General features: G+C 67.8%; 14 protein-coding genes. 9 read left to right on the top strand and 5 right to left on the bottom strand.

Annotated elements, in window-relative coordinates; genetic code table 11:
* Positions 1-248: 248 nt before the first annotated feature.
* The 3 genes from BS329_RS17050 to BS329_RS17045 form a co-directional block, all read right to left on the bottom strand.
* Positions 249-1370: an SAM-dependent methyltransferase gene (locus BS329_RS17050; protein WP_076161849.1), complete on the bottom strand. Its 1122-nt coding sequence runs from the start codon at positions 1368-1370 to the stop codon at positions 249-251.
* A gap of 374 nt (positions 1371-1744) precedes the next feature.
* A complete protein-coding gene (locus BS329_RS43405) occupies positions 1745-1888 on the bottom strand; it encodes a hypothetical protein (protein ID WP_158075802.1) in 144 nt (47 codons plus the stop codon).
* 454 nt (positions 1889-2342) lie between these two features.
* Positions 2343-3689 carry an MFS transporter gene (locus BS329_RS17045; RefSeq protein ID WP_084749858.1) on the bottom strand — a complete coding sequence of 449 codons (1347 nt, stop codon included), beginning with the start codon at positions 3687-3689 and terminating at the stop codon, positions 2343-2345.
* Between the two features lie 632 nt (positions 3690-4321).
* On the opposite strand from BS329_RS17045, the gene pip reads away from it, so the two are divergent.
* Positions 4322-5263, top strand: a complete 942-nt coding sequence (gene pip / locus BS329_RS17035) for a prolyl aminopeptidase (RefSeq protein ID WP_076161845.1) — start codon at positions 4322-4324, stop codon at positions 5261-5263.
* 118 nt (positions 5264-5381) lie between these two features.
* Here the strand turns inward: pip and BS329_RS44145 are convergent, their stop codons facing one another.
* A complete protein-coding gene (locus tag BS329_RS44145) occupies positions 5382-5561 on the bottom strand; it encodes a hypothetical protein (protein WP_076161843.1) in 180 nt (59 codons plus the stop codon).
* Between the two features lie 86 nt (positions 5562-5647).
* Between BS329_RS44145 and BS329_RS17025 the strand changes: the two genes are divergently transcribed.
* The 5 genes from BS329_RS17025 (at position 5648) to BS329_RS17005 (ending at position 12641) form a co-directional block, all read left to right on the top strand.
* Entirely contained in the window at positions 5648-5845 is a 198-nt protein-coding gene (locus BS329_RS17025; protein WP_076161841.1) for an ANTAR domain-containing protein, read from the top strand.
* A gap of 724 nt (positions 5846-6569) precedes the next feature.
* Positions 6570-7151, top strand: coding sequence for a pyruvoyl-dependent arginine decarboxylase (locus BS329_RS17020; protein WP_076161839.1), 582 nt, complete (start codon positions 6570-6572; stop codon positions 7149-7151).
* 45 nt (positions 7152-7196) lie between these two features.
* Positions 7197-8423, top strand: coding sequence for a metal-dependent hydrolase family protein (locus tag BS329_RS17015; protein ID WP_076161837.1), 1227 nt, complete (start codon positions 7197-7199; stop codon positions 8421-8423).
* A gap of 87 nt (positions 8424-8510) precedes the next feature.
* Complete coding sequence (locus tag BS329_RS17010) at positions 8511-10250, top strand: flavin monoamine oxidase family protein (RefSeq protein ID WP_076161835.1); 1740 nt, start codon at positions 8511-8513, stop codon at positions 10248-10250.
* Positions 10251-11393: 1143 nt separating this feature from the next.
* Positions 11394-12641, top strand: coding sequence for a helix-turn-helix domain-containing protein (locus tag BS329_RS17005; RefSeq protein WP_076161833.1), 1248 nt, complete (start codon positions 11394-11396; stop codon positions 12639-12641).
* 69 nt (positions 12642-12710) lie between these two features.
* On the opposite strand, the gene BS329_RS17000 is transcribed toward BS329_RS17005, so the two are convergent.
* Positions 12711-13511, bottom strand: a complete 801-nt coding sequence (locus tag BS329_RS17000) for an AfsR/SARP family transcriptional regulator (protein WP_084749852.1) — start codon at positions 13509-13511, stop codon at positions 12711-12713.
* 289 nt (positions 13512-13800) lie between these two features.
* On the opposite strand from BS329_RS17000, the gene BS329_RS16995 reads away from it, so the two are divergent.
* The 3 genes from BS329_RS16995 to BS329_RS16985 are packed head-to-tail and all read left to right on the top strand — an operon-like array spanning position 13801 to position 18001.
* A complete protein-coding gene (locus BS329_RS16995; RefSeq protein WP_076161832.1) occupies positions 13801-14685 on the top strand; it encodes an alpha/beta fold hydrolase in 885 nt (294 codons plus the stop codon).
* On the top strand, positions 14682-16508 hold the full coding sequence (locus BS329_RS16990; protein WP_076161830.1) for a 1-acyl-sn-glycerol-3-phosphate acyltransferase: 1827 nt from the start codon (positions 14682-14684) through the stop codon (positions 16506-16508). The genes BS329_RS16995 and BS329_RS16990 overlap by 4 nt, the downstream gene beginning before the upstream one ends.
* Positions 16505-18001: an HAD-IB family hydrolase gene (locus BS329_RS16985; protein ID WP_076161828.1), complete on the top strand. Its 1497-nt coding sequence runs from the start codon at positions 16505-16507 to the stop codon at positions 17999-18001. The genes BS329_RS16990 and BS329_RS16985 overlap by 4 nt, the downstream gene beginning before the upstream one ends.
* The last annotated feature ends 2 nt before the right edge of the window (positions 18002-18003 follow it).

Here is an 18003-nt window from a genome sequence, read left to right as displayed (position 1 = left end):
CGTGCGCCGGGGGCCGGCCAGGTGGTGCCCGCGACTATCACGCAGCCCCCGAAGACGGTGGCGACAGGCCCTCTGAAGACGTCGACGTCATCCCCGCCGGCGACCCCGGTGACCACCACGACCCGGCTGACGCCGACGACGACGCGGGCAACGACTCATCGCTCCCCGACGACCGCGAAGCGTCCGACGACCCCGCGTCACCCTCCCACCCGGAGACGCTGAGGTCTTGGCCGCCGCGGGCTCGATCTTCAGGCGGGGTCCGGGAACAACGAACGGTAGGGTGCCGAGCCGCGGAACGTGGTGCCGTGATGCGGGGACCGCCAAGCTATGTCTACTGTGGACATTCCAGCGCGCAGTATCCGGCCGGTGATCTCGTAGTCCGGATGCACGCCGTCATCACTGAGTGAACGCCGGATCTTCAGCTTGATGCGGTCGTCTCGTTCCACCGCGATGCCGTCCATGGACAGCGGCACGTACACGGGGCACCAGCTGGTCTGCTGAGCCAGCGAGTCGATCGGCCGATCTTCCTCGGGCATGATCCACAGGCGCATGCCGAGCGCGAGCCCGTGCATCCGCCCCGCCTTGGTCACCGGAAGGTCCACGTCATCGACACCCTCTCCCGGCATCGGCCTGGTGAAGCACAGGTCTTCCACCTCCGCCTGGGGTGAAAGGAACTCTGCCTGCTCCAGCCCGAGCAGGCACAGCCGCAGATCGAACGGATAGCCGACGCTGGCGAAGATTTGTTCCAGATCCCGCAGGAATAGCGGCGAGAACGCCAGGTCGCCGGCCGGAAGCACGGTGCTCGTGTCCACCGCGGCGACGGTGGTGACGCAGCGGTGTGGAATGGAGGCGCCACCGGGTTTCAGGAAGCGTCGACGTGCGTCGTCGAGTACGGACTCCGCACCCTCGGAGCCACCGATGGCGCCGATGATCTCCGAAACCAGTACATCGACTCGTTCGGGCAACGTGATCCGAGTGGACAGGCCCTCCAGGATGGTGACCTTATCCGTCAGGCCCGCGGCTTCGACCGATTGGCGGGCCTTCTCGGCGATATCCGGGATGACTTCGATGGCGTATACCCTGGTGGCACCCGCGTTCGCCGCGGTCACCGCCCAGATCGCGTCCTGGCCGGTGCCGATGTCCAGCACGACCTTGCCAGGGGCCAGCGCGCGCAGTGCCGCCCGGTAGGCCTCGGTCCGCAGTTCGTCGGCGATCATGTACTCGTACGAAAAATCGTCGTACACAGGATATTCGCCCAAAGAGGGCAGCAGGATCGGGGAGTCCTCGGCCGGGTCCTCGTCGGTGCTGACGCGCACGGCCAGGTCGTTACCGGACACGGAAATGGTACGGATACGGGAAGCAGTGGACATGACGGACGCCTTTCATGTCACGAGATCGACAAGCACAACGTAGAGGCGGCACCGACGCCGCCAGAACCGCCAGATCGGTGGTCATGCCGCAGGTTCACGCGACAGACCATTGTGGACGGACAAGGACTGCCGGTCCGCGGGGCCGGGTCGGTATGGAAATCGAATGATCTCCGGCGCCAGGGCGAGGAAATCGGACGACGTCGGGCGGCGGCCCACCGTGTGCACCGGGCGCGGGTATCCTCTTTGCCGTTCTGCATTGTGGGGCGGAAGAGTTCGATGCACTGCACGACACGATACGGACACGTGTCGCGGGTGGAGATGGCAGCGAGGTGATGACTGAGCTCGCCGCCGCGCTGGCGATGGCGCGGGCGGGGCTAGCCGAGGATCCCGCGCGACGGGAGCTGCTCGGCACCACCCTGAACAGCTACTCCATGCAGCTCGAAGCGGAGGAGCGGATCGACGAGAGCACCGTCTTCGCGTCCGAGTTCCTTGAACTTGTGCGCACCGAGCGGCGGCAAACAGCCAGCGTGCGCACGCTGGCTCGCGTCTTGCGGAGCTTCGCCTCAGGACCGGGGACCACACCGGGGCTCTCGCTCTCGCCGAGGAACTCGTCGACGTCTCGCATCGGAACGGCGAGAATCCGGCGGAGGGCCCCAGTGGCCTGCCGTCATGGTTGCGGCTCCGGGCGCGGGCGCACGCGGCGCTGGGCCGGGAAGCCGAGGCCCGCGCTGATTTCGAATCCTCACTCGACTGGGAACGCGCTCGCGTTCGCGCGGGCAGTTCCTCGCCCACCTCGACCTCGCCGACGCCCTCGACGAGTACGCTGACCTCCTCGGCGCCCTGGGCGCGGCCGACGACGCCCGCGCCGCGGCGGTGTCGGCGGCAGAGGCCCGCGAGAAGCGCCACGCCTGACGGAATGCCGCTGCTCGCCCTCGCGAGGAAAGAATGGGAACCCCGGGCGTGGCCCTCTGGTCACGTGCTGTCGGTATTCAGGTCGACGCCCCGGGTTTCGGTGCTGAGAAGCAGCGCGACGAGGGTGACGGCGATCGTGCCGAGGAGGTACAGCACAACCGCCGTGGGGCCCTGTTTTTCGGCCAGCCACACGGCGATGAGGGGTGCGGGCGCGCCGGCGATGATCGAGGAGCCTTGGAACACCAGGGAAGCGCCGGCGAAACGGCGGCGGGTCGGGAAGAGTTCGGCGATCCACGCGGCTTCCGGTCCGGCCAGGAGTCCGTGCAGTGCCGCGCCGACGCCGATGCCGAGATAGAGCAGAGGCAGATTGTCGGCTTGGACGACGGCGAAGAAGACCGGCGCCCACACCGCGAGGCCTGCCGCCGGGACCAGCATGGCGATACGCCGCCCGATGAGGTCCGACCAGTAACCGCCGGCGAGCATTCCCGCGAATTGCAGCAATGACCCGGCGGCCACAGCGAGAAGGACGTCGGACTTGTCGTAACCGAAGGTCTTCGTGGCATAGGCGACCACGAAGACGGTATAGACGTAGAAGGCCACGTTCTCGCCCAAGCGCACGCCGAGACCGCGAAGGAGGGGGCGGGGGTGGGCGAGTGTCTCGAGGATGCTCGACCGTTCCCGGACGGCGTCCGCGGATGCCGTTGCCCGGGCCTGCGCTTCCTGGAACACCGGCGACTCGTCGATGCGCCGCCGGATCCAGAAGCCGATGACCAGGAGCGGGATCGCGAACAGGAAACCGACGCGCCACCCCCACTGGTCGAAGGCGCTTTCGGGGATTACCAAGGCGATTCCGCCGACCACGGCGGTGGCCAGCACCGTGCCCAGAGGCGCTCCCGCCTGCGGCCACGCCGACCAGAAGCCTCGCCGCTTCGGGCTTCCGTACTCGCTGACCATCAGCACCGCCGCGCCGAACTCGCCGCCGAGGGCGAACCCCTGGATCAGCCTCAGCACGACGAGCGAAATCGTCGCCCCGATGCCGGCCTGAGAGTAGGTGGGGAGCAGGCCGATCGCGGAGGTCGACAGTCCGAGTAGCAGGAAAGTGGTCACCAGCATGGGTTTTCGCCCGAGGCGGTCGCCGAGATGCCCGAAGACGATGCCGCCGATCGGGCGCGCGACGAAACCGAGCCCCTGTGTCGCCAGCGCGAGCAGCAACTGCGCGAATCCGTTGCCGCCGGGGAAGAACAGTGGCCCGAGCACGGTGGCCGCCAGGATTCCGTACAGCGCGAAGTCGTACCACTCGAGCACCGCGCCGGCGGTACTGCCCGCCAGGACCCGCCTGAACGCCGACCGGCTGACGCCACCGGACCTCGAACCGGCCGTTTCGTGCGAGGCGGGCACGTTCGTCACTTTCGCTCCTCGTCGAGGCGGCCGGACAGTACGGCGTCCGATATTCGCACAACGGGGAACGTTATTCGGACACATAGGAAGATAGACTGCGGTGGCGGGACCGCGCAATCACTCCGATCGCGGGGCCGAACCCGCAGCTTCGCAATGAGGTCGGCCTCCACCTCGCTCCCGTGGTGCAGGAGAGGGGACCGGCCTGTTCGCCCACCGGTCTCGGACTTCGAGTCCTCAGCGTTCTCCACGCCGGACATCACGTCGGTCATCAGAAGCACTTCCCTGATCGGGAGTTACACCGAACGTCCTACAGGCCCCGACTGGGCGGACTTCGTCAGTTCACCGAGTGCCGGAGGCGGCTGGGGTCAAGGGCTTGGGCCCGCCCGCGACGTCACTGCGTTCCCGGTAAGTGTGGTTGTTTTTGCGGCGGTGGAGAGTTCGCCGTCTTAGTCGGTTTCGCTCTGCGTGACGACGAGGAAGCCCGCTGAGTCAGCGTGCCCACGGACAGGCGAGGCTGGCGACGAGCCGGTAGCGCTCGGGTTCGGGCTCCGGAATGCGCTGACGCGGTTGGGGCTGCTGGACGAACGTCCTGTTGTCGACGTCTCCTCCATGATCAGCGCCCTGTGTCCGACAATGGGCTCATGTATCCAGAGATCGAGCCCCACGCGTCAGGCCACCTGGACGCCGGTGACGGCAACCTCGTGTACTGGGAGGAATGCGGAAACCCTGACGGCAAGCCCGTGGTGTTCCTGCACGGCGGCCCCGGCGGCGGCTGCTCACCGTCGCACCGCCGGCTGTTCGACCCGGCCGCCTATCGGATCGTTCTGTTCGACCAGCGTGGGTGCGGGCGGTCGCTGCCGCACGCTTCGGCGTCGGGCGATCTCTCGGTGAACACGACCTGGCATCTCGTCGGCGACATCGAACGCCTGCGGGAGCAGCTGGGCATCTCGCGGTGGCAGGTGTTCGGCGGGTCCTGGGGGTCGACGCTGGCGTTGGCATACGCCGAGAGGCACCCGGAACGCGTGTCGGAGCTGGTGTTGCGCGGGATCTTCACGCTGCGTTCAGCCGAGGTGGACTGGTACTACCGGGGCGGCGCGGCGAAAGTCTTCCCGGACCTGTGGGAGAAATTCACGGCGCCGATCGCCGGGCTCGACGGCGATCCCGTCGAGCTTTACGCGAAGCTGCTCGCCGACCCCGACCCCGGTGTGCACGGGCCGGCTGCCGTCGCGTGGAGCACCTGGGAAGCCGCGACGGTGACGCTGCTTCCCCGGCCGGAACTGGTGGCGGAATTCGCCGTACCGGAATACGCGCTGGCGTTCGCGCGGATCGAGAACCACTACGTCGTGAACAACGGGTGGCTCGAGGAGGGGCAGCTGATCCGGGACGCCGCCGCGCTGAAGGACATTCCCGGCGTGATCGTCCAGGGGCGGTACGACCTTGCCACGCCCGCGGTTTCCGCGTGGGACCTGCACAGGGCGTGGCCGGAGTCGGAACTGGTGATCGTGCCGGATGCCGGGCACACGTACGACGAGCCCGGCATACTGGCCGCGTTGCTGGAGGCGACGGATCGGTTCCGCGACTAGAGTCTGGTTCAATGGCGTCGCCATTCGTTGATGCGGCGATGTGGATGGTTGCCTCCGGCTGCGGCAGCCTGGCCGGCGAAGTCGACCAGCGCCGAGAACCCGGTGGAGCAGCAGAATGTCACTTCGGGGGCATCGACGATCTGCGCGGCAGGAAGTACTTCCGCAATGGACCGGCGGAGAGCATGTCCAGCTCACCGGTCACCGACACTACGGTCGCCTCGGCCGTGCATGTCGTCGCGACATCCGCCGACGGGGCGAAACGCAGTTCATCAGCCGAGAGAGACATCAGGCCAGCCATGAAAAAACCTCCGGAAGCGTCACTCTTCCCGGTGAATCGGCGCGTAGGCGTTCCGAAACGCACCTGTCGTAAGTAATGCTGCGCTGGTGACGACCAGTGAGACCGACAACGACGCCGAGTGGCGTGCGCAGCTGTGGCGAAAGATGGCGGGACACGAGAAGGCCAAGGACATTCTCATGCGGCGTCACGATATCGATGATCGCTCCGCCGCGTCTCTGCTCGCGTTGTGCGCCGAGCAACGTCGCGTCGAAGTCGCGGAAATCGCCCGTCTCCTGGGGCGATGACCAAAGGCCCGCGACGTCCGGCTTTTCGTGTCGAGTGGCTGGATCAACACCCGCTCGGAGGAGGACGACTTGACCGGGTACGCGTCGCCGATGCCGAAGGCAGCTGGTTCGTCGATCACCTTGCGCGGCAAGACGAGCAGAACGTCCTCCACGTAGTTCGTGTCGAGTCCTCACCACGACGCCGATGTTCACCTTCCCGTGGGGTAAATGTTTCGGATCCGAGTTGATGGCGCTAGTGACTCGGTCACCGAGGTAGTACGGAAACCGCTTTCGCGGAGCTTCGATTTCCCGAATTATGCAGACGTCGCACTATGACGGCGACGAACTGGAGCGGCACACGAGACAGTACCGCTTCTCTCGTCCCCCTACGGGATGGCGCCGACGAAAACAGTCAATGTTCGATCGAGTGGAGAGCGTGCGGGGATGGTCACATCGAGTTTCACTGGGCGGCCACCAGGGTGAGGCGCCGCCTGGCATCCGGATGAAAACGCGAAATCCCGCGGCTGAAGGAAAAGCGTCGCATAGGGTCGACGTGAGGCACGACCCCGAACAGGCGGATGTCGTGTGGAGCCCCGGGTTCGAGTGCGCGCGAGCGATTTGGGCCGCCGGCACAGCAGAAACGCACTCGTGCACGCAGGCAGGCAGGCCCGGAGGAGGCGGTGCAGGGTTCGACCACTCGCGGCCGTAGCCGGCTGAACGGGGGTGAGCGAAAGGGGAGCGGTCGATGGAGCAGGAGTTGCCGCTGGGTCGGTTGCTGGTGCCCGGCCGGATGTTCTTCACCAGCGGGGTGGGTGTGCACGAGCGGGAATTGCAGGCGCACGACCTGATGTACATGGACGCCGGTCTGGGGCGGGTGAACCGAGTGCAGGTGTCCAGCCGGGTGCCCCCGGGTTGCCTGCCCGTGTCGCGCGAGGATGGGCTGCGACTGCTGCACGGCGGCCAGATCGTGTTCGCCATCCAGGCGTTGGCCGAGACCGACGAGCCGGGGCGGCACATCGCCGCCGCTGTCGGCCTGGCGGTGCCGGTCGCGGGCGGGATCGGTTGTGTGGCGGAGGTGCACGAGCAGGACTCGGTGAGCAAGACCGCCGAGCAGGCCGGACGCAAGGCGGTGGAGATGGCACTGACCGCGATGGCCGCCGAATTCGGCGTCGACGGCTATGACGCCGCCGCGCAGTACCGCGGGACCCGGGACAGCTATCGCGTCGGCGACGAGGAGGTCCGCACGGACGCCGTCACCGCCGCCGTCGTCGGCGACCCGGACGGCCGGGTCAGCAAGATCGTCGCCGCGCTGGTCTTCTTGCTCTGAGCCGGATTCCACTCCGAACGAGACCAACACCCGAAGGAGGAGGCCATGTCGCGCGCGGCACGCATGACCCTCGTCGCCGACCGCTGTTGGAACGGCGACGGCGAGCGCGCCACCGGTCCTACCGCGGTCACCGTGGAGCACGGCGAGATCGTCTCGGTCATCCCTGCCGGCCAGGTGGCGTCCGAGCCGGAGATCGTCCACTTGGGTGCGCGGACGCTGCTGCCCGGCCTCATCGACTGCCACGTCCATCTGGTGGACGAACAGCACGACGGTGAGTCGACGCCTTATCAGACCTTGAGCGGGGTGCCCGCGATGAAGGCGATGCTGGAGGCGGGGTTCACCACCGTGCGCGACCTGGGCAGCGCGCACGATCCGATCAACGTCGCGTTGAGCCGTGCCGCCGAGGACGGCTTGATCCAGGGTCCGCGACTGATCGCCGCGCCGAACATCATCTCGGAGCCAGGAGGGCACGGCGACAAGATGCCTGGCCTCGGTCAGCGCTACGGGGTGGACGTGGGCACCCTCGGCGACGAGGTCACCCGGCTGCGCAGCCTCGTGCGCCACCAGGCACGGGTCGGCGCGGACTGGATCAAGTTCGCCGCCAGCGGGGGCTTCAGTTCACCGGTCGACACCCCCGACCATGTCGCCTTCACCATCGAAGAGATGACCGTGATCGTGGACACGGCTCGCGATCACGGCCTGCACTGCGCCGCGCACGCGATGAACGACGAAGCCGTGAGGCGCGCCTTGGCGGCGGGGGTGCGCAGCATCGAGCACGCCAATCTGGGCTCGGCCCAGACCTTCGCACGCATCGCCGACCACGGCGCTTACCTGTGCCCCACCCTGTACGCCCAACGCCACTTCATCGACAACCTCGACGACGACGACTTCTGGTCCGGCCGCGACCCCCGGATACGCGAGCAGTTCCGCACCCGCGCCGGACGCCTCCGCGAGTCCGCCTCCCTGCTGGCCGAAAGTGAAGTCCGCGTCGCCTTCGGCACCGACGTGGGCATGTTCCCGCATGGTGAGGCGTGGAAAGAGTTTCGCGCTCTGGTCGAGGCCGGCCTGTCCCCGTCGCGGGTGCTGCGGGCCGCGACCTCGGTCGCGGCCGAGTTGCTGGAACGCCCGGACCTGGGGCGCGTCGCCCCCGGTGCCACCGCGGACCTCGTCGCGGTGGCGGGCGATCCGTTCACCGACATCGCCGCCATGGGCCGGGTGGAGTTCGTCGTGCGCTCCGGCGAGATCGTATTCGACAGGACAGGCGAGCGGTGACCGCGTCATCGTGATCTCCCGCGCGGCACAACGCTTCGCAGAGCCTTGGCGGCGCCGGGCCGTCAACGAGCACCGAAGGAGACGGCCGTGCCGCCACCCCCGCCCGCCACCGACCTCCAGGTCGACTTCCCGTTCGACTACGCCGCCCACCTTTCGGGTGACCGACGCATCGGCTTGCTCCCCCCGGCCGCGCTCGGCACGCCGGTCGCGGTGATCGGCACCGGTGGCAGCGGGCTGACCGCGGCTTACGAACTGTTGCGCGTCGGTTGCCGTCCGATCCTGTACGAGGCCGAGACCTCGCCGGACGGACCGGGCGGACGGCGGCTCGGCGGGCGCATGTTCTCCGTCCGGCTGGACCCGCGGGACAGCGCCGTGGTGGAGCTGGGATGCATGCGCGTGCCGGACTCGGCGACCCTGCTGCACCACTACGGCGACCGGTTCGGCCTGCGCTGGCAACCGTTCCGGGACGACTACGCCGCCGGAACCACACCGCGCACGGTGCTCGACGTCGACGGGATCACCCGCACGGTGCGGGAAATCACCGACCTGTACCCGCACGACGAACTGTTCCACCGCGCACATCTCCGGTGGGAAGCCGCGCTGAACCGGGTCGGGCTACCCGAGCTGCGGAGCGCGGTGGCCGAGCGGGACCTGGCCGAAGTGCGCCGGCTGTGGAGCGGGGTGGTGGACCGCTACGAGCGGTGGAGCTTCTACCGGTTCCTGCGCGACCCCGGTGGCGCCGGCCTGACTTGGGAGCAGGCTCGGGTGCTGGGCACCGCCGGCGTCGGCACCGCCGCCTGGGACTGCTTCTTCGACCTTGGTGTGCTGGAGACGTTCCGATTGCTGCTGGCCACCGAAGGCGGAGGCACCCGCCACCCACGGGAGGGCTTCGGTGCGCTGGCCGAAGCGTACTGGGCACACCGCACCACCGGACCGGACGGACAGCTCACGAGCCTGGCCGAGGTCAACGAGGGCGCGCCCCGGCCGGGGGTCACCGAGCTGGAGGTCGGTGAGGATCTCGGCACCGGCGTGGTGGTGCACGATGAGGACGGCCGCGCCGAGCGGTTCCCCGTCGTGGTGTTCACCCCGCAACTGCACGTCCTCGAGACCTCCGTGGTCGTGCGACCGTCCCGTCCCGGGGGCAGCCCGCCGTTCGGGCCGCGGCTGCTGCGTGCGATCCGCAGGCTGAGCTACTGGCAGTCGGCCAAGACCGCGGTGGTGACCGACCCGTTCTGGGAGGGCACCAGCCTGGACGGCGTCACCCTCACCGACCGCCTTCCCCGCGCCACCTACACCCTCGACTACGGCGAACCGCGGGAACCGGGCGGTCGCCGCGGTGTGCTCGTCCTCAGCTTCACCTGGGCCGGTGACGCCATGAAAATCGGGCCTTCCACGCTGCGGGAACGGCTGGACGCGTGCATCCGCGAACTGGCCGCGATCCATCCCCGGCTGGCTGACGAGCTGAGCCAACGTGCCGACCCGGCCTTCGCCCGCACCATCTCCTGGGAGTTGCAACGCAACTTCAGGGGGCTGTGCCGGTTCTCCCGCCCCGGCGACTACGCCTACCAGTGGGACCTGTTCGCCCACTTCATGAAGAACTTCACCGGCACGCCCGCGGTCATGGGCGAGCCGCCCAACCCGCTGTTCCTCGCCGGTGACGACACCTCATGGTCGCCCGGCTGGCTCGACCACGCCCTGGCCTCCGGCCTCAACGCCGCCTGGGGCGTGCTGCGCTACCTCGGCGGCACCACCACACCTGACAATCCAGGCCCCGGCGACCGATGGGCCGATCCGCGCCATCGCCCACTTCGACCGCCCGGCCCCTGAGCCTGTGTCACCTGAGGTTGATGATGGCCCCGAGCCCAAACATCCGCGAGCACCACGGACCCGGGGCACCGCCTCCCGCGTGAGCTGACTACGCCGATGCTTCAGAGCCTCATCGAGGTACTGCGCTCCGACGGCAACGCGCGACGATGTCGTGGTCCGACAGTACGGGTGCGTCGGCGGACCTGCGGGGCGAGGCTGGCATGAACACTGCCTTGGCCACCCCACCGCGAGGGGACGCGGTCGCGATCGGACGATCCGGCGCGCCTCGGGGGATCGCCAAGCTCTTCTTCAAGGCCGAGAATTTCGCCGCACTCTCCGGCCACAGCGCTGATGCGCTGCCCGAGCTTCCCCGCCACGGCAACGGTCTCACCCGAATCGCGTCATCCAGGCCTGCCCCGTCGCAGCCGCCGACACCGCGGCGGCACGGTGAAGGTCCACCCAGCCCACACCAGCACGTCTGTGTCCCGCGCGACATCCGGCTCGGCACGCTCGGACCCGACTCTCCGGGCTGGACCATGAAACCGAGACCCGTCGACGTCAAGCCCACTGCCTGAAATCCGGCTTAAAGCCCGCCATTACCGCCTCATCCGCCGCTACGGCACCAAGGCCACGAGGTCGGCGGTGAGTTGAGCCGCCGGAACCTGGGAACGCTCCGACAACAGCAGCGGGCTCGCCCATCGACAGCGCCTGATATCTGCTCCAGCAAACGACATCCCCTGACCGGCTGGGCCGTCGACCGGCATCCGGAAGCCGTACCCAATCTTCGTCGGCCGCGCACGGGCTCGTCCTGGATGAGTCCCCAGGATGCAGTCCGGTGAGCCGACGTGAATTCTGTCAAAAGAATGGTTGCCCCGACGATTTCACTTGTTCGGATGATGATTTCGGTCGAGGTGAGGGGAGCCCCTCGATATCAGATGGCCCAAAATTATCTCGGACAGGTATGTTGGTCATGACCGACAGTAACATCGGTGCTTGAGCTGCTGCGACGCGAGGCGTACGCCGTTAGTTCGTCTGTTCTCGCTTCTTTCCGGAAAGTGTCGATCTTGAGAAGTTGTGGGACTTCCGACTTGTTTAGACCGAATGATTCCGGCTTTGCTTGTGGCATCGATGTGTGCTCAGATATGACCATCGGAGGGGGGCTAGTTGGATTTCCGTGAATCGACGGTCGGTGAACGTATAGAAGCCTTGCGTCGAAGACGTGGCCTGTCTCGCAAGACTCTCGCCGGGCTCGTCGGCCGAAGTCAGGAGTGGCTCCGGCAGGTGGAGAAGGGCTCACGGCGGATGGACAGCATCGAAGTCCTCGTCCGGATGTCCGAGGTCCTCCGAGTAAGCGATTCGTCCCTGTTGCTGCCGGGATTCGCGTTTTCTGGCGGCCGCTCGGGTGAACGGGTCGGGGGGTCCCTGACAGACCACCTGCGGCGTTCCCTGTTCCTGCTGGACGTCTACCCCGAGAACCTGGCGGAACAGCGGCCGGACGCGCAGTCGGTGTCGACCCTGGCGACGGAAGCCGATTGGCTGTGGGGGGATTGGGTGGCGTCCGGTCGTCGGTTCGATCCGGTCGGGCGCAAGACTTCAGAACTGCTATCGCGGTCGTGGCAGGTGTGCGAAGTGCTGCCCTGCCAGTGCGGTGACGGGCTCAGCCCGGCCTGCCGGGCCCACGTGCGGATGCTCCTGCTCATGGCGTCATTGTTCTCGCGCCTCGCGGAACACGAACTCGCCTACTTCGCGGTCCATCAGGCGGCGCGCCGCGCAGGGCACCACTCGGTCACGTCTCCGGACATCGAATGCGGACCCGCGCTGGCGCACGCGTTGTCGCGGCTGGGTTATTCCACCGAGGCGTTGCCGATCGCCGTGGAGGCGGTCCGCCGTCATCGCGACGGCCCGGCCGGTGTCCTGACCGCATTGCATTTGTCCGTGGCCGAGGTGGCCGCGATGGGCGGTGACCATCGGACGTGTGAAAGATATCTCGCTTCGGCCGAGGAACTGGCCTTGGACCAGGCCGGGCGGTCGGGAGAAGAACGCGTGATCGGGTCCGCGTCGGTATCCGCCCGGAAAGCGTTGTGCATGCTTCGGCTCGGCCAGGCCGATCTCGCCCTTCATGTCGCGGAAGAGGTCCGCGCGGAAGAGGTCCGCGCGGAAGAGGACCATCCGGCGGATGAAGTGGTGGACTTGTACCTGGCACTCGCCCAGGTGTGGGTGGCGCGGCGCGAGGATGTGACAGCACTGCTCACTTTGCTGCGGGTCGAGCGGGTGTCGCCGGACGATCTGTACTACAGCCGATCGGCGGCGAGACTGCTGGACACCCTTCAGCAGTCCGCGCTCCCGACTGTCCGGGCAGAGGCGACCAGTCTGGTGGACCGGATCGTGCCGTCTTCCTGGAAGCCGTCGTGAGGAGCCGTTGACGCACACGGTGCCGGACGTCGTGGCACCACGCCGGTCAGGTGAGCACCACCGCCGCGTTCACCCGGTCGGCCCCAGTTCTTCGAACAGCCAGGAGTTCTGCAGCAATACTGTGTCGTGGCGGAGGATCGCCGTCATCCACCGCCGCAGAGCGGGAGTCGGCTCGACGCCCAGTTCTTCGGCCAGCCGCGAGCGGGCGTGGTGATAGGTTTCCAGCGCGTCCGCCTGCCGCCCCGCGCGGTACAGCGCCACCATGATTTTGGCTTGGAGCCGCTCCCGGAACGGAAACGACAGGGCGAGCTTCCGGGCGTCGGCGATGATCTCCGAGCAGCGGTCGGCGGCCAGCGCGCTTTCGATCAGGATTTCCCACAGGGAAAGCCGCGTCTCTTGCAGGCGAAGCCTGGCCGCCTGCCCCTCCAGGCCCACGTCCAGTCCGGTGAACGGCTCGTCGCGCCACAGTTCGAGAGCTTCCTGCGCCGTTTCCATGATCGCGTGCGGGTTGCCGCGGGGAAGGCGGCCGGTGACCTTCGCCAGCCGTTCGAAGCGAGCCGAATCGACTTCGACCCGGTCGTCCAGCTCGAGACGGTATCCCGGGTACCGCGGCTGGAGAGTGACCAACTCTTTGCCGCACCAGCGGTCGAGATCCCGCCGGAGCCTGCTCACATGGGCGTGGATGGCGCCGATGGCGTCCTCGGGGGGTAGTGGCCACAGCTCACGGATCAACAGGTCCTTGGACACTGTGCTGCCCAGGTTGACCAACAGGGCGACGAGCAGTCTCGATCGCAGTGAACGGTGCGCGACGACATCGCCGGACAAGGTGCGCAACACCAACGGACCGAGGCACAGGATTTGCACGGGCATGTCCTCCTGACGCACGGATAGTGATTCTTCGGATACTCATTGTGCTCGGCGGGGCGACTGGCGTCTCCAACCCGAATTGCGTGCGAAGACACCCGTTTCGCGGGATCTTGGCTGCCAGTCCAGAGGAGTCTCGCGGTCATTCAGGACAACCGGAAGTGCTCGCGCCGGTCCAGCCGCGGTGTCAGCCCGGGTGTCCGCGTCGTTGTCAGCCAAGGTGTCAGCGACGGTGGTTAGCGTCGGAGAAGTCAGCTCGACAGCGCCGAAGTTCGGGGAGAACGTCGTGTCTTCGATGTCCAGCCGTTTACCACCGAGTCCGCTTCACACTGGAGGGCAAGGAAAGTCCCTTCTGCTGCTGCACGGGCTCGGCTCGGCTTGGCGAACCTGGGAGCCCATCCTCCCGATGCTGGAACGAGATTTTTTCGTTGTCGCGCCGACGGTGCCCGGTCACTGGGGAGCGCTTCCGCTTCGTCCGGCGTACCAGGCGACTCCCCAATCCGACGCCGACGAAGTCGAAAACTGGCTGGACCACTTCGGCCTCGACCGGGTGGCGGTGGTCGGCCATTCGCTCGGCGCGTGGACCGCGCTGGAACTGGCCCGCCGTGGACGGTGCGAGACCGTGGTCCTCTTGACGCCGGCCGGTGCGTGGCGCTCACGGGCGGACCTGGTGAAAGTGCTGGTGCGCTCGGCGGCCGGGCATGCCGTGGCCCGCCTCATGGCGCCGTTCGCGCCACAGTTGATGCGGCTGCTTCCCGTCCGCCGGGCCTACTTCGACTTCCTGGTCCGAGACGGACGGCACATCGATGTCCCGGACGCGGTGCTGGAACTGAGAGCTGCCGCCTACTGCTCGGCGATGATCGCCGCCCTGTACGCCTTGGCCAGAGCCGAACTGATGCGGCCGTGGCACGAACACGAGAATCCCGTACACGTCGTGTTGGCACAAAAGGACCGCGTGCTGCCCTTCGAGCAGTTCGAAGCCCCCTTGCTCGAACTCGTCGAACCCGTGGAGTGGTTGATGCTGCCGGATACGGGTCACCTCGTGCATCGGGACGCGCCGCGGCAGGTCGCCGAGATCATCCGCGGCGCCGTGCTCGACGGCCGGATGCCCAAGGTGGATGTGCGGCAAGACGGCCGAGGCCGTCAGCTTCGGTCGGTGTCCGCGGCGGATCTGGGATGAGCCGGGAGGTCGGGCTGGTGTCTGTCCGCGACGAAACGGTGAGGAAGCGGTCCCGGTCGGGCCGGAAGGCCACGGTGTCGGCGGTCCTGGCGCCCATCCTGGCCCGGGAAGCGGTGGCGGCGCTGGCGAAGTCGCTCGACCGGACGGAGCGAGAGGTGCACGGGGAAGTGGCTGCTCACCTCGGCGAGCTCGTGGTGGCGGAACGCCCGTGGGCCGCCGGGGCCCTCCGGCCCCTGCTGTGGCTGCTGGGCTCGCGACCCTGGCTCATCCGCACCGGGTCCGCTGTCCCGCACGGGCCGGAGACCTTGGCCTGCCCGGAGCCGGCGGTGTTCGTCGTGGCCCACCGATCCTATGTGGACGCATTGGTGGTGAACCGGGTCCTGAACCGGTCGGGACTCGCGCCGAGCTACATCTTCACCGGTGACAACCTGCGGTTCTGGCCACTGGGCCCGCTCGGCCGGCGGAGCAACCTCGTGTTCATGCGCCGCCACTTCCCGGACGACGCCTGCTACAAGGTGGCTCTGCGCCTCTACATCTCCCACCTCCTCCGGGAGGGCAAGAACCTGATGTTCGCCATCGAAGGCGGTCGCTCCCGCGACGGCAGCTTGCAACCGCCGCGATTGGGCTTGCTGCGTTACGTCCTGGACGCGATCGATGAGGAAACCGTTCCAGGGGTGTCCCTGGTTCCAGTGGCTCTGACTTACGAGTACTTGTTCGAAGCCACCGCCTTGGTGGGCGAGCAGGCGGGTACGGTGAAACCGGCTGAGGATCTCGGCGCGCTCCTGAGGCTGGCGTGGGCGCACCGGCGCCGGCGAGGCGCCGTCGACGTGCGGTTCGGTGAGCCGCTGCGGCCGGCCCGCCGCCCGGCGCCCGGCTCCCCGGAAGACGACGCCATGGCGACTGCGCTGCGGCTGTGCGCAGGTGTCAACGACGTGACGCCGATCACGCCGATGGCGTTGGTCGCGATGGTTCTGCTGGGGTCGCCCGGCCGGTCATGGACGGTGCCACGGCTGCGCGAACGACTCGCCGGGGTACTGGAATTCGTCCGTCACCGAAAACTGCCCGTGGCGGTGCCGGTGGAGCACGTTCCGACCAACGTCGTACGCGAGTGGCTGGAGCACTTGATCGCGGCGGGCGTGATCGAGCGGGACGGGGCAGGGGCCGCCTACCGGCTGCCTGCCGGGCGCCGTCGACTCGCCGCCTACTACCGGAACATGTCCTGCCACTGGTTCCTGCCGCGGGCGCTCGCCGAAATCGCGTTGCTGCGAGCGGCGGCCGCCGAACCCGAAGACCGTGATTCCTCGGTGGCCCAGGAGATAGAGAGCTTGGCGAAGATCTTCGCGTGCGCTGTGACCGGGTTGTCCCCGGAACACCTCGGTGGTCTCGCCGAGAAGGAGACGGACCTCGTCGTGACGGAATGGCGGGAACTGTCGGCGATGGAGCTTTCGCGACGTCTGCGCGCGGTCCCATGCCTGTTCGCTCCGCTCGTGCTGCGGCACGTGGCGGAGGGGTTTTCCATCGTGGCGGCACGGCTCGCCCTGCAAGCGCCTGCCGTGCCGGTCGACGAGGCGATGCTGATCCGCTACTGCTTGCTCGACAACGACAAACCGCCGGATGGCGACCACCGCGTACTCCCGGAATCCGTTTCACTGCCGTTGTTCTCCCGCGCCGCGACCTTCTTGCGAGCCGAAGGGCTGTTCGCCCGGGACGTGGATCCGGCGTCGCTGCGCGAGCAGCGGCGTGACGCCGAGACCGCACTGACGGCGCTTCGAGACGAGATCGCCGCGTTGACCGTCCGGTCCGATGAGGAAGGGAAGCGATGAACGACGTCGACCAGCGGCTCGAAGAAATCGAACAGGGCGCGAGTGGCCCGCGAACAGCCGCCATGTTCGACTTCGACGGCACGGTGATCCGGGGTTACTCCGTCGAAGCGTTCCTCCGCCGCCGGCTGCGCGCTCTTCCGGTGGATCCGCACCTGCTCGCCGGAGTGGTTTTGTCGAGGCTCCGGACGGACTGGTCCGAGACAGACGTGTCGAAATTCGTGCGTACAGTCGCCAAAGCGCTGGCCGGAATGCCGGAACAGACCGCCGAGAAGATCGCGGGACAAGTGCTCGAACGCGACATCGCCGCTCGGTTGTTCCCCGACGCGTGGCGGCTCATCCTGGCGCACCGGCGCAAGGGACACCTTGTCGCACTGGTCTCCGCCGCGACGAGGTTCCAGGTGGCGCCGATGGCGGCGGAACTCGGTGTCGACCACGTGCTGTGCACGAAATTGGTCACCCGCAACGGTGTGCTCACCGGGACGGTGGATGGCGAGGTGGTCACCGGCTGGGCGAAGGAAGAGGCTCTGCGGAAGTTCGCGGCACGGCACGACGTGGATCTCGCGGCGAGCTACGCCTACGCCGATGACGCCGCTGATGTGCCGTTCCTGGACGCGGTGGGACACCCGTGCGCGGTGAATCCCCAGCCGAGGCTTCATCAGGTCGCCAAGGAACGGCAGTGGTCGATCTGCCGCTTCCGTGTCGCGTCCGGCCCCGGGTTGCCCGGTCTCGCGCGGACGGTGAGCGCCTACGGCGCGACCGGGGCCGCGATGGCTTCCGCCTTGGCCGTCGGCATGGGGGTCAACCGTGACCGGCGGCAGGCCGTCGATCTCGCCCAGGGGACGGTGGCCGACCTCGCGCTGGCCCTGACGGGGGTGACGGTCACCGTGCGCGGTGAACACCACCTGTGGGCCCGCCGGCCCGCGGTTTTCCTGTTCAACCACCGCAGTTCGCTGGACCTGCTGGTGGTACTCAAGGTGCTTCGCCGACATCTCACCTCGCTGGCGAAGAAGGAACTCAAGTGGTTTCCCGGGTTCGGCCAGTTCCTTTGGCTCAGTGACGCCGTCTTCATCGATCGCAGCGGCCCTGGTACGGCGGGGAAGGTGATCACCGAGGCGGTGGAACGGCTTCAGCGAGGAGTGTCGCTGGCCATCGCCCCCGAGGGCAGCCGGTCACTCACGCCCCGGCTCGGCCGGTTCCACCGGGGCCCGTTCGTCATCGCGATGGCCGCCGGGGTGCCCGTGATCCCGCTCGTCATCCGCGACACGGGGACCCTGCTGCCCAAAGGAGCGCACGTTCCTCGTCGTGGGCACGTCGAGGTCGTGGTCGGTGCGCCGGTGGAGACCACGGGCTGGCAGCAGGACGGCCTGGAACGCGGCGCCGCGAGGGTGCGTGACTTCTACCTCGAAGTGCTGGGACAGCAGCCCGCGCCGTGCCCGATCCCGAGAGAGACCGGCTCCGGGCAGGCGCGGGACCTCGACACACCGACGTCGTAGGC

Source organism: Amycolatopsis coloradensis (assembly GCF_001953865.1).
GTDB lineage: Bacteria > Actinomycetota > Actinomycetes > Mycobacteriales > Pseudonocardiaceae > Amycolatopsis > Amycolatopsis coloradensis.
The sequence above is the reverse complement of the archived record's forward strand: the minus strand, read 5'-3'. Positions and strand labels throughout refer to the sequence as shown.